This is a genomic window from Pasteurella oralis, from assembly GCF_042681465.1.
In the GTDB taxonomy this organism is placed as follows: Bacteria; Pseudomonadota; Gammaproteobacteria; order Enterobacterales; family Pasteurellaceae; genus Pasteurella; species Pasteurella oralis.
This window is the reverse complement of record NZ_JBHUFP010000004.1, coordinates 171,021-195,440: the sequence shown is the minus strand read 5'-3', so window position 1 is coordinate 195,440 and position 24,420 is coordinate 171,021. Positions and strand designations below refer to the sequence as shown.

The 24,420-nt window shown below is 37.8% G+C and carries 20 protein-coding genes, 5 tRNA genes and 1 CRISPR repeat array; of the genes, 16 read left to right on the top strand and 9 right to left on the bottom strand.

The window, feature by feature from the left end; all coding sequences use genetic code 11:
- Positions 1–51: 51 nt before the first annotated feature.
- Positions 52–1,470 carry an aspartate ammonia-lyase gene (gene aspA, locus ACFSAV_RS02695; protein ID WP_379095897.1) on the bottom strand — a complete coding sequence of 473 codons (1,419 nt, stop codon included), beginning with the start codon at positions 1,468–1,470 and terminating at the stop codon, positions 52–54.
- 325 nt (positions 1,471–1,795) lie between these two features.
- Between aspA and ACFSAV_RS02690 the strand changes: the two genes are divergently transcribed.
- The 8 genes from ACFSAV_RS02690 (at position 1,796) to modD (ending at position 9,221) form a co-directional block, all read left to right on the top strand.
- The gene (locus ACFSAV_RS02690; protein WP_379095894.1) at positions 1,796–3,376 is read left to right on the top strand and encodes an AbgT family transporter; all 1,581 of its coding nucleotides are present in this window, start codon (positions 1,796–1,798) and stop codon (positions 3,374–3,376) included.
- A 143-nt stretch (positions 3,377–3,519) separates the two neighbouring features.
- Entirely contained in the window at positions 3,520–3,984 is a 465-nt protein-coding gene (locus ACFSAV_RS02685; protein WP_379095891.1) for an FxsA family protein, read from the top strand.
- Positions 3,985–4,074: 90 nt separating this feature from the next.
- Positions 4,075–4,365: a co-chaperone GroES gene (locus ACFSAV_RS02680; RefSeq protein WP_101774536.1), complete on the top strand. Its 291-nt coding sequence runs from the start codon at positions 4,075–4,077 to the stop codon at positions 4,363–4,365.
- A gap of 85 nt (positions 4,366–4,450) precedes the next feature.
- Positions 4,451–6,094: a chaperonin GroEL gene (gene groL / locus ACFSAV_RS02675; protein WP_379095888.1), complete on the top strand. Its 1,644-nt coding sequence runs from the start codon at positions 4,451–4,453 to the stop codon at positions 6,092–6,094.
- A gap of 153 nt (positions 6,095–6,247) precedes the next feature.
- Complete coding sequence (gene modA, locus ACFSAV_RS02670) at positions 6,248–6,985, top strand: molybdate ABC transporter substrate-binding protein (protein WP_379095885.1); 738 nt, start codon at positions 6,248–6,250, stop codon at positions 6,983–6,985.
- A complete protein-coding gene (locus ACFSAV_RS02665) occupies positions 6,960–7,757 on the top strand; it encodes an ABC transporter permease (RefSeq protein ID WP_379095882.1) in 798 nt (265 codons plus the stop codon). The genes modA and ACFSAV_RS02665 overlap by 26 nt, the downstream gene beginning before the upstream one ends.
- A 1-nt stretch (position 7,758) precedes the next feature.
- Entirely contained in the window at positions 7,759–8,358 is a 600-nt protein-coding gene (locus ACFSAV_RS02660; RefSeq protein ID WP_379095879.1) for an ABC transporter ATP-binding protein, read from the top strand.
- A gap of 17 nt (positions 8,359–8,375) precedes the next feature.
- Positions 8,376–9,221 carry a ModD protein gene (gene modD / locus ACFSAV_RS02655; protein ID WP_379095876.1) on the top strand — a complete coding sequence of 282 codons (846 nt, stop codon included), beginning with the start codon at positions 8,376–8,378 and terminating at the stop codon, positions 9,219–9,221.
- Between the two features lie 85 nt (positions 9,222–9,306).
- Here the strand turns inward: modD and ACFSAV_RS02650 are convergent, their stop codons facing one another.
- The 5 genes from ACFSAV_RS02650 to gltX form a co-directional block, all read right to left on the bottom strand.
- A complete protein-coding gene (locus ACFSAV_RS02650) occupies positions 9,307–11,130 on the bottom strand; it encodes a DEAD/DEAH box helicase (protein WP_379095873.1) in 1,824 nt (607 codons plus the stop codon).
- Between the two features lie 105 nt (positions 11,131–11,235).
- Positions 11,236–12,132, bottom strand: coding sequence for a lipoprotein NlpI (nlpI, locus tag ACFSAV_RS02645; RefSeq protein WP_379095871.1), 897 nt, complete (start codon positions 12,130–12,132; stop codon positions 11,236–11,238).
- An 83-nt stretch (positions 12,133–12,215) separates the two neighbouring features.
- Complete coding sequence (pnp, locus tag ACFSAV_RS02640; protein WP_379095868.1) at positions 12,216–14,357, bottom strand: polyribonucleotide nucleotidyltransferase; 2,142 nt, start codon at positions 14,355–14,357, stop codon at positions 12,216–12,218.
- Between the two features lie 287 nt (positions 14,358–14,644).
- Positions 14,645–14,720: transfer RNA gene (locus tag ACFSAV_RS02635), tRNA-Ala, on the bottom strand.
- An 88-nt stretch (positions 14,721–14,808) separates the two neighbouring features.
- On the bottom strand, positions 14,809–16,251 hold the full coding sequence (gltX, locus tag ACFSAV_RS02630; protein ID WP_379095865.1) for a glutamate--tRNA ligase: 1,443 nt from the start codon (positions 16,249–16,251) through the stop codon (positions 14,809–14,811).
- Positions 16,252–16,434: 183 nt separating this feature from the next.
- Between gltX and ACFSAV_RS02625 the strand changes: the two genes are divergently transcribed.
- The 5 genes from ACFSAV_RS02625 to ACFSAV_RS02605 all read left to right on the top strand — a co-directional run bounded on the left by ACFSAV_RS02625 (position 16,435) and on the right by ACFSAV_RS02605 (position 17,871).
- Positions 16,435–16,510: transfer RNA gene (locus ACFSAV_RS02625), tRNA-Val, on the top strand.
- A 48-nt stretch (positions 16,511–16,558) separates the two neighbouring features.
- A tRNA-Val gene (locus ACFSAV_RS02620) sits at positions 16,559–16,634 on the top strand.
- A gap of 51 nt (positions 16,635–16,685) precedes the next feature.
- Positions 16,686–16,761: transfer RNA gene (locus ACFSAV_RS02615), tRNA-Val, on the top strand.
- A gap of 116 nt (positions 16,762–16,877) precedes the next feature.
- Positions 16,878–16,953, top strand: a tRNA-Val gene (locus ACFSAV_RS02610).
- Positions 16,954–17,082: 129 nt separating this feature from the next.
- The gene (locus ACFSAV_RS02605) at positions 17,083–17,871 is read left to right on the top strand and encodes a glycosyltransferase family 32 protein (RefSeq protein WP_379095863.1); all 789 of its coding nucleotides are present in this window, start codon (positions 17,083–17,085) and stop codon (positions 17,869–17,871) included.
- A 92-nt stretch (positions 17,872–17,963) separates the two neighbouring features.
- On the opposite strand, the gene argE is transcribed toward ACFSAV_RS02605, so the two are convergent.
- On the bottom strand, positions 17,964–19,109 hold the full coding sequence (gene argE / locus ACFSAV_RS02600) for an acetylornithine deacetylase (protein WP_379095860.1): 1,146 nt from the start codon (positions 19,107–19,109) through the stop codon (positions 17,964–17,966).
- Between the two features lie 113 nt (positions 19,110–19,222).
- Here argE and argC point away from each other — a divergent pair, with 113 nt between their 5' ends.
- The 3 genes from argC to argH are packed head-to-tail and all read left to right on the top strand — an operon-like array spanning position 19,223 to position 22,395.
- A complete protein-coding gene (argC, locus tag ACFSAV_RS02595) occupies positions 19,223–20,230 on the top strand; it encodes an N-acetyl-gamma-glutamyl-phosphate reductase (RefSeq protein WP_379095857.1) in 1,008 nt (335 codons plus the stop codon).
- On the top strand, positions 20,231–21,004 hold the full coding sequence (gene argB, locus ACFSAV_RS02590) for an acetylglutamate kinase (protein ID WP_379095854.1): 774 nt from the start codon (positions 20,231–20,233) through the stop codon (positions 21,002–21,004).
- 17 nt (positions 21,005–21,021) lie between these two features.
- Entirely contained in the window at positions 21,022–22,395 is a 1,374-nt protein-coding gene (gene argH / locus ACFSAV_RS02585; protein WP_101774812.1) for an argininosuccinate lyase, read from the top strand.
- Between the two features lie 169 nt (positions 22,396–22,564).
- A CRISPR array of direct repeats spans positions 22,565–22,931; the repeat unit is 37 nt; unit sequence GTTGTAGTTCCCTCTCTCATTTCGCAGTGCTACAATA.
- 244 nt (positions 22,932–23,175) lie between these two features.
- Here the strand turns inward: argH and cas2 are convergent.
- Both cas2 and cas1 read right to left on the bottom strand, forming a co-directional pair.
- Positions 23,176–23,502, bottom strand: coding sequence for a CRISPR-associated endonuclease Cas2 (gene cas2 / locus ACFSAV_RS02580; protein ID WP_379095851.1), 327 nt, complete (start codon positions 23,500–23,502; stop codon positions 23,176–23,178).
- Complete coding sequence (gene cas1, locus ACFSAV_RS02575) at positions 23,495–24,409, bottom strand: type II CRISPR-associated endonuclease Cas1 (protein ID WP_379095848.1); 915 nt, start codon at positions 24,407–24,409, stop codon at positions 23,495–23,497. The genes cas2 and cas1 overlap by 8 nt, the downstream gene beginning before the upstream one ends.
- Positions 24,410–24,420 lie beyond the last annotated feature (11 nt).

Genomic DNA, 24,420 nt, shown 5'->3' with positions numbered 1-24,420 from the left:
TTTTATCGCCATAGCAAAAAGTGCGGTCACTTTTAAACAAATTTTGATGAATTACTTATTCAATTTGGCTTTATAAGTTGGGTTCATCAAGTTCTCAACTGACAGAATATCGTCAAGCTGCTCTTCAGTAAGTAAGCCTTTTTCTAGCACAACCTCTCTCACTCCTCGCCCAGTTTTCGCACAAATTTTACCCACTAAATCGCCATTGTGATGACCAATAAATGGGTTTAAATAAGTGACAATACCAATGGAATTAAACACATAGTTTTCACAAATTTCTTTATTTACTGTAATGCCATCAATACATTTATCACGTAAATTGACACAAGCGTTCGTTAAAATCTCAATCGATTCAAACATTGCTTGAGCAATCACTGGCTCCATTACATTCAGCTGCAATTGACCTGCTTCCGCAGCAAAAGTGACAGTTGTATCATTACCAATCACTTTAAAGCAAACTTGATTCACCACTTCTGGTACTACTGGGTTGACTTTCGCAGGCATAATTGATGAACCTGCTTGTAATTCAGGTAAGTTAATTTCATTTAAACCTGCGCGTGGACCAGAAGACAATAAGCGTAAATCATTACACACTTTAGATAATTTCACCGCAGTGCGCTTTAATGCGCTATGTACCATCACATAAGCACCACAATCTGATGTCGCTTCAATTAAATTTTCCGCTAATACACAAGGTAATCCTGTGACTTCAGATAAGTATTTCACAGCCAAAGGCGCATAGCCTTGTGGGGTATTTAATCCCGTACCAATCGCAGTAGCCCCTAAGTTTACTTCAAGTAATAACTCGGCAGTACGAGTTAAATTACGCACTTCTTCATCAAGCAAGACAGAAAATGCTTTGAATTCTTGACCAACTGTCATTGGTACAGCATCTTGTAGCTGAGTACGCCCCATTTTTAAAATGTGAGAAAACTCTTTTGCTTTATTTTCAAATCCTTGTTGTAAATAAAGTACTTTCGCCACCAACTTCATAATGCTGTTGTATACAGCAATACGAAATCCTGTTGGATAAGCATCGTTAGTAGACTGGCTAGCATTAACATGATCCATCGGATCTAAATACTGATATTCCCCTTTTTTATGACCTAAAATTTCTAATGCAAGGTTTGCGACAACTTCATTTGTATTCATATTGACAGAAGTACCTGCACCACCTTGATAAACATCGGAAGGGAATTGATCTAAACATTTCCCTGTTGTCAAAATTTCATCACAAGCTGCAACAATTGCCTTAGCAATCTTATCTGGAATTGCCCCAAGCTCACCATTTGCTAATGCTGTTGCTTTTTTTACCATCACCATGCCACGCACAAATTCAGGGATATCTGAAATAACCGCATTTGAAATGTTAAAATTTTCTACCGCTCTTAAAGTATGAATTCCCCAATATGCCTCTGCTGGAACTTCACGTTCACCAAGTAAATCCACTTCTTTTCTTGTTGCCACCATTTTAATCCTCCATCTCGAGTATTGAACAAGTTGTCGCCTATTATAGGGAAATGAATATGCTAAAAATTTGATCGCGGTCACATTTTAACTGTCCACTCCACGACATATTTTTATCTTTCAGATTACTTTTTCTAATCTAAAAAATAGCTATATAAAAACTTATACATATAGATTTAATCAGGATAACAGAAATAGAAACAAAATAATTTGATCTTGTTAACACTTTGTTAACTTTTTTGTTTGAATATTATACAGAGCATGATAGATTGCCACTGGGCAAAATCATCGTAGCCCTTGTATCATGCTGAAAATAGAAGGACTAAATATGAATACAACACAACAACAAAAGAAAGGCAGTAAATTTCTGCATACTGTTGAGTGGTTAGGCAACATGCTGCCGCATCCTGTCACTCTTTTTATGATTTTTATTGTTTTACTATTAATTTCTTCCGCATTAGGTGAATATTTTGGGTTAGCAGTACCCGATCCTCGTCCTGAAGGTACTAAAGGTCGTGCAGCTGATGGCATGATTTACGTTGTCAGCTTACTGAACGCTGATGGCTTAAGTCGAATCTTAACTAATCTCGTCAAAAACTTTACCAACTTTGCGCCATTAGGCACGGTATTAGTTGCATTACTTGGAGTAGGTATCGCCGAAAAAGCAGGCTTACTCTCTGCCGTTATGCGCTTATTAGTGACTAAATCACCACGTAAACTAACGACTTTCACAATTGTATTTGCAGGGATTCTCTCTAATACAGCCTCAGAATTAGGCTATGTGGTATTGATTCCATTAGCCGCAATTATCTTCCATTCACTTGGTCGTCATCCACTTGCAGGTCTTGCTGCTGCTTTTGCTGGGGTTTCTGGCGGTTATTCTGCGAATTTATTATTGGGCACTATCGATCCATTATTAGCAGGGATTACTCAACAAGCTGCCCAAATTATTGATCCGACTTATACGGTAGGTCCAGAGGCAAACTGGTTCTTTATGGCAGCAAGTACTTTTGTGATTGCCTTCATTGGTTATTTCATCACTGAAAAAATCGTTGAACCACAGCTTGGTCCTTATAACAGTCATTTATCACAAGATGAAATCGATCTACAACATTCTAATGAAGTCACCCCATTAGAACGTAAAGGGTTAAAATATGCAGGCTTAGTATTTTTAATTCTTTGCGCATTACTTGCTTGGAGTGTCGTGCCTGAAAATGGTATCTTGCGTGATCCTAAAACTGGTTTAGTCACAGGCTCACCATTCTTAAAATCGATTGTTGCCTTTATCTTTATTCTATTTGCCCTACCAGGTACAGTATATGGTGTTGTCACAAAAAGTATTCGCAGTGAAAAAGATGTAGTCAATGCAATGGCAGAAGCGATGAGTACATTAGGTTTATACCTGGTTATTATCTTCTTTGCTTCCCAATTCGTCGCGTTTTTTAACTGGACTAATATTGGTCAATATATTGCAGTAAAAGGCGCTAACTTCTTAAATGAAGTCGGCTTACATGGTGGCATACTCTTTATGGGCTTTATCTTAATTTGTGCCTTTATTAACTTAATGATCGGTTCTGCTTCTGCACAATGGGCAGTAACAGCACCAATCTTTGTACCAATGTTAATGTTAACGGGTTATTCACCTGAAATCATTCAAGCCGCTTATCGTATTGGTGACTCAGTAACGAATATTATCACTCCGATGATGAGTTACTTTGGTTTAATTATGGCAACCGTGATTAAATATAAAAAAGACGCTGGTGTAGGTACATTAGTTTCAATGATGTTACCTTACTCGATCGCCTTTTTAATCGCCTGGTCAGCAATGTTCTTTATTTGGGTATTTGTACTGGGCTTACCAGTAGGTCCAAATTCACCGATGTTCTATCCTGCACATCCTGCACAATAAAAAAATAAAATTCCTATTACTCAAGCTCACATAATTATGTGAGCTTTATTATTGCTACTTTATATAAAAGTGCGGTTGAAATTTTAAAAGTTTGATACCATCTATAAAATCAACATATACCGCGCTAATAAGGAAACAACAATATGCCACTGATTTTATTTATTCTCCTTGCCTTTCTATTTATCTATATAGAGCTATCACTACTCGTTTGGATTGGTTCTACAATTGGCATTTTAGGCTTAATTGCTTTACTTATTTTGTCTTCAGTATTTGGGTTATTAATGATTCGCGCACGAGGTTGGTATACCTTGCTCAATGTCCAAAAACAACTCTCTCGTGGTGAAATTCCTACTCGTTCATTATTAAAATCGGGAATTTGGATTGTTGCGGGTATCTTATTTTTTATCCCAGGTTTTCTGACCGACCTACTTGGGCTTGTTCTATTAATACCAGCAACAGGCTTATGGATAGAAAATCTGATTGCCAATAAAATTCAATTCTTCCATGCTCGCTTTTTCCGTAAAACACAGCAAGGTTTTCAGCAAGACAGTAACGTATTTGAAGCAGAATATGAAAAACAAGTCGATGAAGATAAAAGAATAAAATAATTTCATTTTTCCCCTTGAAACCGATGAAATCTCCCACATATTAAGGAAACGTTTTAAGTAAAATAACTTTTTTAATTAAGGAGTAATTAAATGAATATTCGTCCATTACATGATCGTGTGATCATCAAACGTGAAGAAGTTGAAACTAAATCTGCTGGTGGTATTGTCTTAACAGGTTCTGCCGCAACAAAATCTACTCGGGCCAAAGTATTAGCAGTAGGCAAAGGTCGTATTTTAGAAAATGGCACAGTACAACCTTTAGATGTGAAAGTTGGTGACACCGTCATTTTCAATGATGGTTATGGGGTAAAATCAGAAAAAATTGATGGCGAAGAAGTATTAATTATTTCTGAAAACGATATTTTAGCAATTGTTGAATAAAAGTAGGATGGGCTATAGCCCATCATTTAATTAAAGTGAATACGATGGGTTAAAACCCGTCCTACATAAAATAAGGAAGATAAAAATGGCAGCAAAAGACGTTAAATTTGGTAATGATGCACGTGTGAAAATGTTAGCAGGTGTCAATATTTTAGCTGATGCAGTAAAAGTCACTTTAGGTCCTAAAGGTCGTAATGTAGTTTTAGATAAATCTTTCGGCGCACCAACAATCACTAAAGACGGTGTGTCAGTAGCTCGTGAAATCGAATTAGAAGATAAATTCGAAAACATGGGTGCGCAAATGGTGAAAGAAGTAGCATCTAAAGCTAACGATGCTGCTGGTGATGGTACAACAACAGCGACGGTTTTAGCACAAGCTATTGTCAATGAAGGTTTAAAAGCAGTTGCAGCAGGTATGAATCCAATGGATTTAAAACGTGGTATCGATAAAGCAGTAGCTGCAGTAGTCACTGAATTAAAAGCACTATCTAAACCTTGTGAAACTTCAAAAGAAATTGAACAAGTTGGTACTATCTCTGCAAACTCTGACAGTATCGTTGGTCAAATCATTGCACAAGCGATGGATAAAGTCGGTAAAGAAGGTGTCATTACTGTTGAAGATGGTACAGGCTTAGAAGACGAACTCGCTGTAGTTGAAGGTATGCAATTTGATCGTGGTTACTTGTCTCCATACTTCATCAACAAACCAGAAACCGCAACCGTTGAATTAGATAATCCATTTATTTTATTAGTAGATAAAAAAGTATCTAACATCCGCGAATTACTTCCTGTGCTAGAAGGTGTTGCGAAAGCAGGTAAACCATTATTAATTATCGCTGAAGATGTCGAAGGTGAAGCACTTGCAACCTTAGTTGTGAACACTATGCGCGGTATCGTCAAAGTAGCCGCAGTAAAAGCACCTGGTTTTGGTGATCGTCGTAAAGCGATGTTGCAAGATATCGCAATCCTCACTGCTGGTACAGTGATTTCTGAAGAAATCGGTATGGAATTAGAAAAAGCGACTTTAGAAGATCTTGGTCAAGCAAAACGTGTTGTTATCAATAAAGACAACACTACTATTATTGACGGTATTGGCGATGAAGCCCAAATCCAAGGTCGTGTAGCACAAATTCGTCAGCAAATTGAAGAATCCACTTCTGACTATGATAAAGAAAAATTACAAGAACGTGTCGCTAAATTAGCTGGCGGTGTGGCTGTAATTAAAGTGGGTGCCGCAACTGAAGTTGAAATGAAAGAGAAAAAAGCACGCGTAGAAGATGCATTACACGCAACACGTGCTGCTGTTGAAGAAGGTATCGTTGCTGGTGGTGGTGTTGCATTAATTCGTGCAGCAAGCAAAGTAGCGAGTCTTCAAGGCGATAACGAAGAGCAAAATGTTGGGATCAAACTTGCGTTACGCGCAATGGAAGCACCATTACGTCAAATCGTCGCTAATGCTGGTGAAGAAGCCTCTGTAGTTGCAAGCGCAGTGAAAAATGGTGAAGGTAACTTCGGTTATAACGCAGGTACAGAACAATACGGCGATATGATCGAAATGGGTATCCTAGATCCAACTAAAGTAACTCGTAGTGCATTACAATTCGCCGCTTCTGTAGCTGGTTTAATGATTACGACAGAATGTATGGTGACAGACTTACCAAAAGATGACAAAGCAGATCTAGGTGCAGCTGGCATGGGCGGCATGGGTGGAATGGGCGGTATGATGTAATCTCTCTCCCAATAAATTAAAAAAGACTGAGTTTAAAAACTCAGTCTTTTTTTGTTAAAAATTATCTACTCATCTCCTCCATTCAAGCTCGATATATTACAAATTATATAATGATATGCTATATTGGGTTTCCTTTAAATCAAGGAGATACAAATGAAAAAACTTATCACACTTTTAACATTAATGATGAGCGCACTTTCAGTGCAAGCTGCCGATTTATACCTTTATGCTGGTGCAGGTTTAAAAGATCCCGTTGAGAAAATTGTCAAAAAATTCGAGCAAGAAACTGGCAATAAAGTGACGATTGAATATGCAGGTTCAGGGCAACTCCTTGCTCGCTATAATACTGTCAAAACAGGCGATCTTTACTTACCAGGTTCAAGTGATTACGTAGAAAAACTGGAAAAAACAGGTGACGTTAAAGAATCAGCACCGTTAGTCTTACATATTCCTGTCATGGCAATTCGTAAAGACAAAAGCTCAGGAATTGATTCTTTCAAAGCCCTTGCTGAGAGTAACTTACGCCTAGGTATTGGCGATAGCAAAGCCATGGCTCTTGGTAAAGGGGCTGAGAAAATCATTGAATTATCAGGCTATCAAAAAGAATTAAATGACAAAATCGTTGTAAAAGCAGCCACTGTGAAGCAGCTTATGTTGTATTTATTAAATGGTGATGTCGATGCCGCTGTCATAGGACGTTCAGGCGCTTGGAAAGTACGTGATAAACTGGATTTACTACCAAACCCTGCTGGTACACCAGAAGAAAAAGTCACTATTGCATTACTGACCTCAAGCAAAAATCCAAAAGAAGCTAAACAGTTACTTGAACTTTTCAAATCAGAACAAGGTATAAAATATTTTACGGATGAAGGTTTCTTACCTGCTAAATAAAAGCGCCAGTTTAAAATTAGCACTGTTACCATTACTTATCTTACTCTTGATTGTATTAGGTTCAGTGCTTTCTTTAATCACCCAGCTAGATATGCACTTTTTTAAGATCATATTAACTGATCCTGAATTGCATTTTGCGCTGCTGATGTCACTTAGTACTTCCTTATTGTCACTTATTCTCGCGCTTTGTATTGCGATTCCTTCAGCATGGGTCATGAGTCAAGTGCAGTTACCTTTCCAGAAGTTTATTGATACTATCCTTGATTTACCGATGGTTTTACCTCCTCTCGTCACTGGACTAAGTTTACTACTTTTATTCAATTCACAGGGTATTGTAAGTCAATTAGTCCCTTTTATTAGTCAGTGGATTTTTAGCCCTATTGGTATTGTGATTGCCCAAACTTACATTGCAAGCTCAATTATGCTACGTAATGCATGTGGCACATTTTCTGCGTTAGATGTAGGCTATCGCCTTGCTGCTTATAATCTGGGCTTATCCCCTTTCAATACGTTACTAAAAATAGAATTACCCATGTGTTGGAAGCCGCTTCTATGCGGTGCTATTCTTGCCTGGTCAAGAGCAATAGGTGAATTTGGTGCTACATTAATGTTAGCTGGTGCAACGCGTTTTAAAACAGAAACCTTACCTATGGCAGTTTATCTCAATATTGCGAGCGGCGATTTTGAGATTGCAGTTGGTGCCTCATTGTGGCTACTCTTTATTTCAGCCTGCCTCTTATTTTTATTGCGTACGATTAATCGGAATATCTAATATGCTAGTGATTCAACACTTATATGCAGGAATTCTTAAAAATATCCATTTACACCTCAGAACAGGCGAATGTGTTGCTGTTGTTGGACAATCTGGTAGTGGAAAAACTACTTTGCTGAATGCGATTGCTGGTTATATTGATTATCAAGGTAAGATTGAGTTAGCTCAAAAAAATCTCAGCTCAATCCCACCTTGGCAACGTAATTGCCGCTATCTAAATCAACGATTATATTTATTTCCACACAAAACTGTTGCAGGCAACTTAATTTTGGCAAAACCAACCGCACTTCGCGCTGAACAACTGCAATTATTGGCTAAACTACATATCGATCACTTAATTGATCGCTATCCACATCAACTTTCAGGTGGTGAACAACAACGTGCAGCATTAGCACGAGCACTCATTAATCCCCCAGATATATTACTACTGGATGAACCATTTTCATCACTTGATTGGGAAACGAGACAACATATTTGGACAATGCTTAAAAGCTTAATTCAAACAGCGCAAATTACAACTTTATTGGTGACACATGAGCCTAAAGAAGCTGACTATCTTGCAGATCGACAAATCCAATTACACCAAGGGCAACTTAATTAACTAAAAAGGAATCCACTATGATTTATTTTTCAGATAACGAGCTTGATGATTTTTTACTTGAAGATATTTATCGTGGAGATCTCACTACGCATGCTTTAGATATTGAGAACACTCAAGCCAAAATATTATTTAAACGTAAAAATGCAGGAATTGTGGCAGGCATTCATATTGCTGAGAAGTTATTGAAAAAGCTAGAGATTAACCCCAAAATCTATGTGAATGATGGTGATTATGTAAGCGCAGATACAGTGCTGATAAGTGCGGTCGATTCGGCAGATAAATTACATCAAGCTTGGAAAGTTGTTCAATTAGTGCTTGAATGGTCTTGTGGTGTTGCACAATATACAGCAGACATGCTCGCCAACGCAAGAGCAATTAATCCTGATGCGGTAATTGCTTGCACACGTAAAAGTATTCCTGGTACAAGAAAACTAGCGACTAATGCAGTACTTGCTGCTGGTGGACATATTCACCGACAAGGGATTAGTGAAACCTTATTAGTATTTACTAATCATCGTAACTTACTGGATAGCCCTGAAGACTGGCAACATATTGTCGCAACACTAAAACGTAATGCTCCTGAACATAAAATTACGCTCGAAGCAGATAATCTCACGCAATTTCAGCACATGCTTCACGCACAACCCGATATTATTCAATTGGATAAATTCTCACCAGAGCAAGTAAAACAAGCATTAACATACTTAAAAACAACACAGCAAAATATCAAACTATCAGTAGCAGGAGGCGTAAATAAACATAACGTGGCAGATTATGCCAAACTCGGAATTGATCTATTTATTACTTCTGCCCCTTATTATGCCCCACCAGAAGATATTAAAGTGATTATTGAAAAACAATAGATCAACTTTTTGCTACATACAAAAATAAATTGAGCGCTGAATAATACAGCGCTCAATATGCCTTTAATGATCAAATAATTTAACTTTATCTGCTGCGATCGCGACGTTCTTTACGTGGACGCTCATTAAAAGTGCGGTGACTTTTTTCTTTAAATTTACGATCTTCACGTGCAAAACGCGACTCATCGCCACGTCCTTTGCGCTTCCCACCACGACGCTCACCAGCAAAGTCTTCGCGACCACCACCAACTGTATTAACAAATGACATTTGCATTTGTTTATTCATAACACGTGTTTTTTCGAACACTTTCAACAATTCTTTTGGCATGCCTTGTGGCAGTTCAATCGTTGAATAATCATCATAAAGTTTAATATGCCCAATATAACGGCTGTTAATATCACCTTCGTTTGCAATGGCACCCACAATATGGCGCACTTCAACCCCATCAATACGTCCCACTTCAATACGATATAAATCCATTGGTTGTGGATTACCATAGCCACGACGTTCTGCTGAACGCGGATTTTCACGCCCACCACGATCTCGGCGCTCACCTCGTTCACCACGAGAAGTTTTACGGTCAATAATTGGATCTGGCGGCAGAATTAATTTTTGTTTACCTTGCAATAACATTAACATTGCTGCAGCAATATCTTCTTGATCTTGATCAGCAGTAAACATGTCTTCTAATAAACTGCGGTAAAGTTCTAAATCATGATGTTCAAGCTGCACAGTGATTTTCGCTTTAAATTTTTCACGACGACAAACCTGCAGTACTTCATGATTTGGTACTTCAACTTCAGTAATTGGCTTTTTAGTTAACTGCTCAATATTACGTAATAAGCGACGTTCTCTTGGCTCAACAAACAATAATGCACGCCCTGTACGCCCTGCACGACCTGTACGACCAATACGATGTACATAGGATTCTGCATCAAGCGGAATATCATAGTTCACAACAAGGCTAATACGTTCTACATCCAAACCACGCGCAGCCACATCAGTTGCCACAAGAATATCGAGGCTACCATTTCTCAAACGATCTAAGGTTTGCTCACGTAATTGTTGCGTCATATCCCCGTTTAACGCAGCTGCACGAAAACCATGTTTTTCAAGCAATTCAGTGACATCAAGCGTACCTGTTTTGGTACGTGTAAAAATAATTGCAGCATCAAATTTTTCTACTTCCAAGAAACGTAGCAATGCATCATTTTTACGGAAACCATGCACATACCAACAACTTTGTGTAATATCTGGATTCGTGGTTTGTGTCGATTTAATCTTGATCTCTTTCGGATCATGCATAAAACGCTTAGTGATACGGCGAATTGGCTCTGGCATTGTTGCCGAGAAAAGTGCGGTTTGATGCTGCTCTGGTAATTCAGCCATTACTGTTTCAACATCATCAATAAAGCCCATGCGTAACATTTCATCAGCTTCATCTAACACCATAAAGCGTAAATTAGATAGGTCTAATGTTCCACGACGGATATGGTCTAAAATACGACCAGGAGTTCCCACCACCACTTGTGCGCCTTGACGCAGAGCGCGTAATTGGATGTCGTAACGTTGACCACCGTAAAGTGTCACAATATTGACATTTTTAGCATATTTACAAAACTGTTCGCAAGCATCAGCCACTTGGATTGCCAATTCACGAGTTGGTGCCATAACCAACATTTGTGGATACTTTTTATCTAAATCTAATTGTGCCAATAAAGGCAAAGAAAACGCAGCAGTTTTACCACTACCTGTTTGTGCCATACCTAAGACATCATTGCCTTCTAAAAGGTATGGAATACAAGTTTGTTGGATTGGAGAAGGGGTTTCAAACCCTAAATCAGATACAGCGTTAATAAGAAATTCAGGCAAGCCTAAATCTTTGAAAGTCATTTTCGTTTCAGTCATTAAAATACTCGAATATAAAAAAGAAAGCTCACTAAGCAGTGAGCTAGTGTAATAAATGTTGTTCGCTTTCACGTTTTACAACAGCCCATGACATTAATAATGCCATTATTGGTTTGAATTTTGCTTCAATTTCAAAAGTTCAAACATCGCAAAACGATACTCAACGAAGTTATATACTTGGTTCGCAAGAGCCAATTTAAATAACGTTTCCGCTTCATTAAATTGACCTGAATTGAGCTTTAGTTTTGCTAAATAAAAGTAGGTTTCAGTTAAAATTTCAGCATATTTTGCACTATTAGCTTCGGCAAACTGCTGTGCTTGAGTAAATAATTCTTTAACTGATAATTTCCCCAAATAATATTGGACAAGATACGTTCCCCAATACTCATCAGAAAGTAAACCTGCACGTTGTGCAAGATTCTGTTTTGCTTCCTGAGGATTGCGCTTTAATTCATTTAAATAGAGCCATAAAGTGCGGTAAGGATCTGATTTATCTGCCTGATAAAATTGAAGAAAATCCCGCTGTGCTAATTCATAACGTGCAACGTAATGAAAATTTAGCCCTCTATTGAGAAACGCATATTCATAATTAGGATCAAGTTCAAACAAGATATTGAATACATCCAGAGAAGCGCTATATTCCTGTTCTAATAATAAATATAATCCTAAATAATTAAACGCTGCTACCAGCTTTGGATACAACGTTAATGCTTGATCAAAATCATAACGTGCTAACCCCCACAATCCTAAACTATCGTACAATACGCCTCGTTCAAAATGTAAAATAGCTCGTTCTTCTCTTTTCAAACCTTTAACAAGTAACAATTGGCTAATTTTAGCAACCATAATTTCATGCTCAAGATGGTTGCTCGGATTCTGTTCCGCTAATAATAATTTATCTTCCGCAATAAACACTTGCTCATGGTTGACACAAGCGCTTAAAAAGAATACCCAAAAAGGGAAGAACAGTATGAAATTTAACAACTTATTAGGTTGCTTCATCTCGATTAGCCTTAAAGCGCAAATTGCACTTGTTCAAATAAAATTACAGCTCTCAAAATAAGAACTGTAATCCTATAACTTAATTACGCTTGCTCTTCAGTTGTTATTTCTTCTACAACATCAGCTTGCTCTTGCTTAGGTACAATATCTTTCATCGTTAGACGAATACGACCTTGACGATCGATTTCAACAACTTTAACTGTAACGTCTTGACCTAGCGTTAAATAATCACTAACTTTCTCAACACGCTCTTCTGCAATTTGAGAAATATGAACAAGCCCTTCTTTATTACCAACGATAGAAACAAATGCACCAAAATCAGCTAAACGCGTCACTTTACCTTTATAAACTACGCCAGCTTCGACTTCTGCAGTAATGTCTTCAATACGCGCCATCACATCTTTCACTGCGTTACTATCAACAGCAGCAATTTTCACGGTACCATCATCATCAATATCAATTGACGTACCTGTTTCTTCAGTTAATGCTCGAATTGTTGCACCACCTTTACCGATCACATCTTTAATTTTCTTTGGATCAATTTTCATTGTATAGATACGTGGTGCAAAGTCAGAAATATCTGCTCGAGGTGCGGCAATAGCTTGCTCCATCACACCTAAAATATGTAATCTTGCACTTTTCGCTTGATTCAACGCAATTTGCATAATTTCAGACGTGATACCTTCGATTTTAATATCCATTTGCAGCGCCGTCACACCTTCACGTGTTCCTGCCACTTTAAAGTCCATATCACCTAAGTGGTCTTCATCACCTAAAATATCTGAAAGTACCACAAACTTTTCATCTTCTTTCACTAATCCCATTGCAATACCAGCAACAGCAGCTTTAATTGGTACACCAGCGTCCATTAACGCTAACGACGCACCACAAACTGATGCCATTGAAGATGAACCATTCGATTCTGTAATTTCAGAAACAACACGAACAACATATGGGAATTCAGTAATCGTTGGCATCACAGCAGCCACACCACGTTTTGCTAAACGACCATGACCAATTTCACGGCGTTTTGGTGAACCAATCATACCCGTTTCGCCGACAGAATATGGAGGGAAATTGTAATGGAATAAGAAATGATCTGAACGTTCACCCGTTAATTCATCAATAATTTGCGCATCGCGTTCAGTACCTAAAGTAGCGACTGCTAACGCTTGCGTTTCACCACGGGTGAAAATTGCAGATCCATGAGTACGCGGTAATACACCTGTACAAATATCTAACGCACGAACCGTATCTACTGTACGACCATCAATACGTGGTTCACCATTTAAAATACGACCACGCACGATTTGACTCTCAAGTGCGGTGAAAATATCAATAATTTTACCTTCACTGATTTCTTCGCCTTCTATTGCTTCAGCAGCAATTTGTGCAAGTACATCAGCTTTAATTACATCAATTTGTTCATAGCGAGATTGCTTTTCAGTGATACGATAAGCTTCACCTAAACGTGCTTCTGCAATTGCTCTTACTTTATCAATTAATGTCGTATTTGGCTCTGGAGCAACCCAATCCCAACGCGGTTTACCAGCTTCAGCTGCAAATTCCTTAATTGCGTCAATAACCACTTGTTGTTGCTGATGACCAAAGACAACTGCGGCTAGCATTTGTTCTTCAGTTAAAATATCAGCTTCAGATTCAACCATTAATACCGCTTTATCAGTACCCGCAACAACTAAATCTAAACGGCTTTGTTTTTGCTCATTCATAGTTGGATTTAATACGAATTTATCATCAATCAAACCGACACGAGCAGCACCGATAGGACCATTAAATGGCACGCCAGATAATGAAAGCGCAGCTGATGCGCCAATCATAGCAACCAAATCAGGGCAAATTTGTGGATTCACAGAAACCACTGTAGCAACGATCTGAATTTCGTTATAAAAACCTTCTGGGAAAAGAGGACGAATTGGACGATCGATAAGACGTGCGATTAAAGTTTCACCTTCAGATGGGCGACCTTCACGTTTGAAAAAACCACCAGGAATGCGTCCCGCTGCATAAGTACGTTCTTGATAATTCACCGTTAAAGGAAAGAAGTCTTGACCTTCTTTCACGTCTTTTTTAGCGACAACAGTTACAAAAACTGTAGTATCATCCATACTCGCCATTACTGCTGCAGTTGCTTGACGTGCAATCGCGCCAGTTTCTAATGTTACAGTATGCTGACCGTATTTAAATTGTTTTACAATTGGATTCACAATGTTTTCCTTTTAATATGAAAAAATCGAGAAATTCGAAATTATTTCATCGACTTATAAACTCAAACTTTGCTTTATTTTCCAAATTGCGACTAGCAAAAATAATCTTAATTCTGACCGCACTTTTGTTGTTAAAATGACAAAATCATTTTTGATAGCCGCACGCTAATACAGAAAATAAAGCTCGACTATTATACAGGCTTTGTTAATAGATTGGTAATTTATTTTCAGAAACAACAAAGAAGAAGTTTAAAAAGATAAACTTAAGACTTAATAAAGAAAGGCGTTGGTGGAGTTAATCGGGATCGAACCGACGACCTCTTGAATGCCATTCAAGCGCTCTCCCAACTGAGCTATAACCCCACATTAGAAATGTCGTGGCGGTAATAATAAATTCCGCCACGCAAGCTGTCAATATCAAATTCATGATATTGCATCACAAGATTAAATATTAAACGTTTTGCGCTTTGATAAAATCAATTGCTTTTTGAATACGTGCTAAGCTACGTTCTCTACCGATACCAACTAACGTCACATCCATTGATGGCGATTGACCAGAGCCAGTTACAGCAACACGCAGTGGCATCCCGACTTTCCCCATACCTAATCCTAATTCAGCTGCAGTTTGTTCAATAGCTTCGTGCGTACTCTGTAAATCCCAGCTTGAAAGTGCGGTCAGTTTTTCTTTCACTTTTTCAAGTGGTTCAATTGCTGCCGCTTTAAAATGTTTTTTCACAGCTGCTTCATCAAAACCGTCAAATTCTTCAAAGAAATAACGACTTGAAACTGCCATTTCTTTTAATGTTTTACAGCGTTCTGCTAGCATTTTAACAATGTCTTCCAATGCAGGACCATTCGAAGTATCAATGCCTTGATCTTGATAATGCCATGCAAGATGTTTTGCTACATATTCAGCAGGTAATTCACGGATATAATGGTGATTCAACCAAAGTAATTTTTCTGTATTAAATGCACTCGCTGACTTGCTCACACTTTCAAGTTCAAATAGCTTAATCATTTCCTCTACAGAGAAAATTTCTTGATCACCATGCCCCCAACCTAAACGAACTAAATAGTTCAGTAATGCTTCAGGTAAATAGCCATCATCACGATATTGCATCACACTTACTGCACCATGGCGTTTCGATAATTTCTGTCCATCATCACCTAAAATCATTGAAACATGCGCATAAGTTGGAATTGGTGCTCCTAAGGCTTTTAAAATATTAATTTGACGCGGTGTGTTATTAATATGATCTTCGCCACGTACTACATGAGTAATCCCCATATCCCAGTCATCTACTACTACACAGAAATTATAGGTTGGTGAGCCATCAGTACGACGAATAATTAAATCATCTAATTCTGTGTTGCTAATTTCAATACGACCACGTACTGCATCTTCAAATACGACAGAACCTTCAGTTGGATTTTTAAAACGTACAACATGTGGCCGCTCAGAACTATGTGTGTGTTCATGCAAACAATGACGATCATAGCGTGGTTTTTGTTTACTTTGCTCTTGTACATGACGAAGTTCTTCCAAACGTTCTTTTGAACAATAACAACGATATGCCAAACCTTGCTCGATCATTTGTTCAATCACTTGGTTATAACGTTCAAAACGCTGAGTTTGAAAATAAGGACCATGTTCCCAAGCAAGATTTAACCATTCCATACCTTCTAAAATTGCTGCCGTTGCTTCTGGCGTAGAACGTTCTAAATCAGTATCTTCAATACGTAATACAAATTCACCATTATTATGTTTCGCATATAACCACGAATAAAGCGCTGTTCTTGCGCCACCTACATGTAAATATCCTGTTGGGCTTGGTGCAAAACGTGTACGCACCGTTGTATTAGGATCTAAATTAAATAACGCTTCTAATTTCATTGTATAACCTTTAATCTCGTTTCGTTTTTTCAAGAAAAATTTGGTCCATATTGTACTATGAGTTTAAACAATTCCGAATAAAAATTAGAATTTTATGCCTACTTTTAAAACAATTAAGCATTTTTTTGCAAAAATCTGTTGACTGAATAGAACTAACAATTATAATGCCACCTCACAACATTTGGGCGATTAGCTCAGTTGGGAGAGCACCTCCCTTACAAGGAGGGGGTCACTGGTTCGAGACCGGTATCGCCCACCACTTTTCAACTTACTTGATAGTGTGGTACCTAATGTTGCTATATAACGAGGGCGATTAGCTCAGTTGGGAGAGCACCTCCCTTACAAGGAGGGGGTCACTGGTTCGAGACCGGTATCGCCCACCACGTTTAAGTGTTCCACTTCGTTATATTACCCAAAGATTTTAAGTCTCAAGTGGGCGATTAGCTCAGTTGGGAGAGCACCTCCCTTACAAGGAGGGGGTCACTGGTTCGAGACCGGTATCGCCCACCACTTAAGACTTGAAATAACTCTTCTGTAAATTGACATTTTTACAAAAATTGCATCACTCAAATAGTAAATATATTATTAGAATGTAGCATTATTGCCATAAAAATGACAAAGAAGCAGGGCGATTAGCTCAGTTGGGAGAGCACCTCCCTTACAAGGAGGGGGTCACTGGTTCGAGACCGGTATCGCCCACCACTTCCATTCAAATTCTTTCAAATTATTACTTTTTACTAATAAAACATAGTTATCGTACAAGCATTTTGTTCTTTTCCGTATAAAATGATAAAGTACATACCATAATTTCTATTCAACATGGCATTCCAAATGTATAAACCTGTTAAATACAAAAACTTAATTTTAATTGCAAATGGCTTAACTCGCCTATTGGGTAATATTGTCAAAACATTAAGTTACCCTTTCCATTTTGTTTTTCCCAAAAAACGCTTCACTATTCCAGAATTTGATTCGGCTCATCGCCAATCAACAAAAAAAACTAAAATTAATCGAGTGATTTGGCAAACTAACTACAGTAATAAAGTGACTTTACCAATTTACTGTAACTACCTTTTCAACCGTTTACTGTCTTGGAGTTATGAATATCGCTATGTAAGCACTGAAGCTCGTGCTGAATATATCAAAGCCAATAGTGATGAGCGCACATTCAATGCCTATAGCAAATTAACTGATGGTGCCGCACAAGCTGATTTTTGGCGAATTTTCACTCTTTATCATGAAGGTGGTGTTTATATGGATATTGATGGACATCTTGTGTGGTGCTTAGACAGCATTATTGATGAGGAAGACGATGAAGTTGTGATCGCACGTCGTGGTCAATATACTAATTTCTTTTTAGCCAGTAAAAAAGGCAATGCTTTTTTGAAGGAAACATTAGATATCATTATTGATAACATTGAGCAAGAACGCGTCAATGGAGGCGTATTCAGTTTAACTGGACCAAAAACATTAATCAAAGCATTAGAAAATAAAGATGTTAACTCACGCTTAGATAAACTCACTTGTTCACAAGGTACCTTCACCAATGAATATTTTCAATATATTGATAAGAAACGAGGCAAATGGATTCACGCAAAAAATGAAGATTTGTTGAAATAAACCATGACATTTAAATGTGCGATCAGGTTGACAAAACTTTTGTAAAACTGACCGCACTTTTCTATATAAAAGCCAGTGCGAACACATCTATGCTAAATACAAAAATGCCAAATCATTTTACTCAATAGCTCGCGAGTTGGATGAATAAATTCAGTCGATAAAAATTCATTAGGTTGATGAGCTTGTTCAATTGACCCTGGACCCAATACTAATGTTGGGCAAAGCTGCTGAATGAAAGGTGCTTCTGTACAATAATTAATAACTTCGCATTTTTCCCCTAATAATTTTTCAACTACTTGTACAATTTGGGCTGAATGCTCACATTCATAGCCTGGTATTGGTTCATGTAATGCGTGCAATGAGATACGATCACCCCATTTCTCAAACATTGGCGCTAATTTTTCCTGTAACATATCATTTAAATCTTGCAGACATAAATTGGGCAAAGGGCGAATATCAAAATGCAGCTCACAACATGCGCAAATACGATTGACCGCATCACCACCCGAAATTGCGCCGAAATTCATGGTTGGATAAGGGATTTCAAAGGCTGCATGATGATATTTTGCACATAGCTCATCACGCATTTGCATTAAATAGCCTGTCGCTTCATGCATTAATTCAATCGCATTGATCCCTTTAGTTGGATCACTAGAATGACCACTTTTACCGATAATACGTAATGCTTCACCAATATGCCCTTTATGTGCCCGAATTGGTTTTAATGAAGTAGGTTCACCAATAATGGCACAATCTGGGCGAATATGTGCATGCTGAATAAACGTCCTTGCGCCCAACATCGTGGTTTCTTCATCAGCGGTGGCTAAAATACGAAGTGGTTTTGTTAATTGATTTAAATCAAGCTGACTTACAGCATCCACAACAAAAGCAAAAAAGCCTTTCATATCTGCAGCACCTAACCCATACAACTTACCTTCTTGTTCTGTCAACTTAAATGGTTCAAAACACCAACGCCCCTCATCAAAAGGCACTGTATCCGTATGCCCAGCAAGTAATAATCCTCCCTGCCCTTCACCATAACTCGCTAATAAATTAAATTTATTTCTACTCCCTTCTACTGCAATGATTTCTGTCTTAAATCCTAATGTCTCTAACCAACCCGCTAATAACTCAATTAAAGTACGGTTCGATTGATCAAAATTTGGATCAATACTACTGATTGTCGGTGATGCAATTAATTGTTGATACATCTGCAAAAAAGAAGGGATATTTTTCATGAGATTGACCTTATAAAAAGAAATAAATATTGCCTTTCAAATAATTATGCACAATAATAGCATAATTAATCACAAAGAAATACGTTTATCTTAGCCTCTAGGTACAATACAATATGCAAAAAGCAATCATCATCGGTGCAAGTGGTTATACGGGAGCTGAACTCGCTCACATTTTAATTAAGCACCCCAAATTTGAATTAACAGGACTCTATGTCTCCAGTCAAAGTCAAGATGCACATAAAGCTATTGCCGATATCTATCCTCAGCTCAAACAAATTGTGGAGTTATCTTTACAACCTTTACCTGAAAATTTAAGCACACTTGCTCAACAAAGCGATCTTGTTTTTTTAGCAACAGCCCATGAAGTAAGTCATAATCTTGCTCCTCTCTTTCTACAAAATGATTGCCAAGTTTTTGATTTATCTGGTGCTTTTCGTGTAAACCATCCTCAATTTTATACTGACTATTATGGTTTTGAACATCAATACCCTGAGCTATTACAACAAGCTGTTTATGGGCTTGCGGAATGGAATGACGAACAAATCAAACAAGCCAATTTAGTCGCAGTTGCAGGTTGCTATCCAACAGTTACACAATTAAGTTTAAAACCATTAATCGAAAATGATTTACTTGATTTAAACCAACTCCCCGTCATCAATGCTGTTAGTGGGGTAAGTGGTGCAGGACGTAAAGCGTCACTCACTAGTAGCTTTTGCGAAGTGAGTTTGCATGCCTACGGCGTATTTAATCACCGTCACCAACCAGAAATCGCAACACATTTAGGCACAGAAGTCATTTTTACCCCTCATTTAGGTCACTTTAAACGAGGTATCTTAGCGACGATTACAGCTAAACTCAAAGTGGGTGTCACTGACCAACAAATTCAAGCAGCTTATCAGCAACATTATGCAAACAAACCATTAGTACGCGTTTACCAACAAGGTTTACCAAGTATCAAAGCCGTTGAATTTACACCTTATTGTGATATTGGTTTCGCAACTAAAAATGGACATATCATTATCATTGGCGCTGAGGATAATTTATTAAAAGGTGCAGCAGCACAGGCTGTACAATGCGCTAATATTCGTTATGGTTTACCAGAAACATTAGGATTAATTTAAATGAACCCGTTAGTCATTAAATTAGGCGGCGTATTACTTGATACGCCTATCGCTCTGCAAAATTTATTTACCGCACTAGCCAATTATCAACAACATTTTGATCGTGCTTTAGTCGTTGTTCATGGTGGCGGTTGCGTTGCAGATGACCTTATGCAGCGCTTGAATTTACCCGTAAAGAAGAAAAATGGACTGCGTATCACACCAAGTGATCAAATTGATATCATTACAGGGGCATTAGCTGGTATCGCTAATAAGACATTAGTTGCCCAAGCTGCGAAGTTCCATCTAAATCCTGTTGGCTTATGCTTAGCAGATGGCAATCTAACCAGAGCCATTCAACTTGATCCCGAACTAGGGCATGTTGCGACTGTTATTCCTAAAAATCCTACATTATTAAACCATTTGCTTGGCGAAGCTTTCTTGCCTATTATTAGCTCAATTGCAGTAGACGAAAATGGCTTATTAATGAACGTTAATGCAGATCAAGCTGCAACTGCTATCGCTGCCCTGATTAATGCTGATTTAGTCATGCTCTCTGATGTAGACGGCGTATTAGACGCAAATAAGCAACTCTTATCTGAATTGACAACGACACAAATTGAGCAATTCATTACAGAGAAAGTGATCACTGACGGTATGATTGTCAAAGTGAAAGCAGCATTAGATGCAGCAACGATACTCAATCGTGGTGTAGATATTGCAAGTTGGAAATATCCTGAAAAACTGACCGCACTTTTTAGCGGAGAAATTATTGGTACAAGAATTAAACCTTAAAAAAACAAGAGGAAGATATGGCACTTTGGGGTGGTCGCTTTACACAAGCGGCAGATAAGCGTTTTAAAGATTTCAATGATTCATTACGTTTTGATTATCGTTTAGCAGAACAGGATATTACAGGCTCTATTGGCTGGTCAAAAGCCTTAGTTAGTGTTGGTGTATTAAACAGCATAGAGCAACAACAACTAGAAATTGCACTAAACGAATTATTAATAGAGGTACGCTCAAATCCACAAGCAATCTTACAAGATGATGCCGAAGATATTCACAGTTGGGTAGAAAGTAAACTCATTGATAAAGTCGGTAATTTAGGTAAAAAATTACATACTGGACGTAGCCGTAACGACCAAGTCGCGCTGGATATCAAAATGTGGTGTAAACAGCGTGTGCTTGAATTACAGTTATCTATCAGAACATTACAACGTAAATTAGTCAGTACGGCAGAAAACAATCAACATGCTGTCATGCCCGGTTACACTCACTTACAACGCGCTCAACCAATCACTTTTGCCCACTGGTGTATGGCATACGTAGAAATGTTAGAACGTGATCATTCACGTTTAACTGATGCTTATAAACGTATGGATTATTGTCCACTAGGAAGTGGTGCCTTAGCAGGTACAGCTTATGCTGTAGATCGTGAACAACTTGCGCAGGATTTAGGCTTTGCATTTGCTACTCGTAATAGCTTAGACAGTGTATCAGATCGTGATCATATCGTTGAATTACTTTCTACCGCATCACTGAGTATGGCACACTTATCAAGATTTGCCGAAGATATGATTATTTTTAATAGTGGCGAAGCAAACTTTGTTGAGCTCTCTGATCGTGTTACTTCTGGTTCATCCCTTATGCCACAAAAGAAAAACCCTGATGCATGTGAATTAATTCGAGGCAAAGCAGGTCGTGTCATGGGAGCACTAACAGGTATGTTAATGACATTAAAAGGCTTACCACTAGCTTATAACAAAGATATGCAAGAAGACAAAGAAGGTATCTTTGATGCACTAGACACATGGCAAGATTGTATTGATATGGCAACCTTAGTATTAGAGGGGATCCATGTTAATGTAGAACGTACTAAAGAAGCAGCATTAAAAGGTTATTCGAATGCGACGGAATTGGCAGATTATCTCGTAGCAAAAGGTGTGCCATTCCGTGATTCACATCATATTGTAGGTGAAACAGTCGTCTATGCAATTCAACAACACAAAGCACTTGAAGCATTAACTGTCGCTGAATTTAAGCAATTCAGTGATGTAGTAGAAGAAGATGTCTATGAAATCCTTTCACTTCAATCTTGTTTAGATAAGCGCTGTGCCAAAGGCGGAGTATCCCCATTACGCGTCGCCGAAGCTATCAACGAAGCAAAACAAAGATTAAGCTAGTGGTCTAATGAATAGCAAAAACGCAATCTCATAGGTTGCGTTTCTATCATCACCTAACTAAGAAAAGAGTAAAAATGGTTCACAACTTATAAAAGTAATTAAGTTATTAATTCTCTATTTAGTTTCATAATGCTACAATAATGAAGCATGGCTAAAAAGGTCATAAAGAGTTGTAGCTCCCTCTCTCATTTCGCAGTGCTACAATCGTACCCAACGGGGCAAAACTGGCTCGACCGTTGTAGTTCCCTCTCTCATTTCGCAGTGCTACAATATTGCAGAAGGTACAGTTATTGGTGGTAAGGTTGTAGTTCCCTCTCTCATTTCGCAGTGCTACAATAGTCGTTCAGTACCTATAAAGCCAATCATTGTTGTAGTTCCCTCTCTCATTTCGCAGTGCTACAATACTTGCCTTAAAACAAAGCTTACAACTACTGTTGTAGTTCCCTCTCTCATTTCGCAGTGCTACAATAATTCTGGTACATTCAATTGAATAAAACGTGTTGTAGTTCCCTCTCTCATTTCGCAGTGCTACAATCTCAACGCTCTCATTCCTTATATACCAAAGAATGAGAGCGTTTTTTATGACAAAAAAGAGAGACATTTTTTACTATTTTCAAATAGTCTTTTAAATTTTTAAGCAAAAATTGCCTCAAGAATATTCTTTAATAAGATAAAAAAGAGTAAATTTTCTGCTAAGACAAGACAAGAAAAGAACAAAAAACAAGCAATCAAATATATTTTTATGTGTTATATAATAAGCAAACATCTAATACTAAATAGTCAGAAAAGTAGCATTTGATTTGCATTTACTTTTTTCTCTTGAGGCTTTAATTCGCCTAATAAAATTGTCATACTCGCAAACTGTTTTTCAGTGACTTCTAAACAACGAATTGATCCTTCTTCAGGTAAATGTTCACATAATCGCTTATTATGTTTCTGCATAGCATCTCTTCCTCTAATAATTCGTGCATAAACAGAAAGCTGTAACATTTGATAGCCATCTTTCAATAAAAAATGACGAAATTGACTTGCTGCTTTTCGTTTTTCTTTAGTTGTCACTGGCAAATCAAAAAACACAATTAAACGCATAAATTTAGCCTCACTCATAATGATGCTCCTTTAATGGCATCATTTCAGGTAGTTTTAACAATTTCGCATTTTGTGAAACTAATGCTACCTGCAAAGAACCTACTGTACGATCTATAGCTGCTAATACACTAAAAGTTTCTTCTCGAAACAGCATTTGATAATGTAATATTTTAATCAGTGCTTGCTTAGTTAAAGGAGATAATCCTTGCTGTAATTTATCTTCTGACCATAACTGCCATACCATTAAATCGACTAATGGTCTGAAAGGTTCAATAAAATCATCGGCCAAATTAAAAGGATTTAACTCGCTACGATGAAATAACCCTAATTGTGGTAGCCAACCATAAAGCACTAAAGCACGAGCTACAGCTGAACGTAAAACAGTATAGGCATAATTAAGATGTGCATTTATCTTATTTTCTTCAGTACGCCTAAATGCTTTACCAAATAACGTTTGAAAATAAATTAATGCTGCTTGCCCTTCAATATTTTCTTTATCTCCAGACTTAACTACATCAGCCATTCGATTTAAACGTTTCGCTTCGTCAATATAATCAACTTGTGCTAATACAAAAGCTTGATTACGAATTTTTTGCTGAACAATTTTTTGCCAAAGTTGATTCTTTTGTGGCTGTGTTGCCTCTAACTGCAATTTAAGGGTTTTCAATTGTCGATAATATTGCCCGAAAGGTAACCACTGTCCACAAGGTAAAAATTGTTCATCACAAGTTAACAGCGTAATTCCATTTTGGGCTAATGCGGACAGCAGAGGAATAGTAATTACAGTTTCTTTACTTTCAATGACGATGACAGCAATATCTTCTAATGGAATTGTAAACTCACTATCTGATTGCTGAATTAACATTTGTTTTTGTTGTAATGACAGCTTACCTCCATTACTAATTAAAATACTACGCCAGCTCATTCTGACTCCTT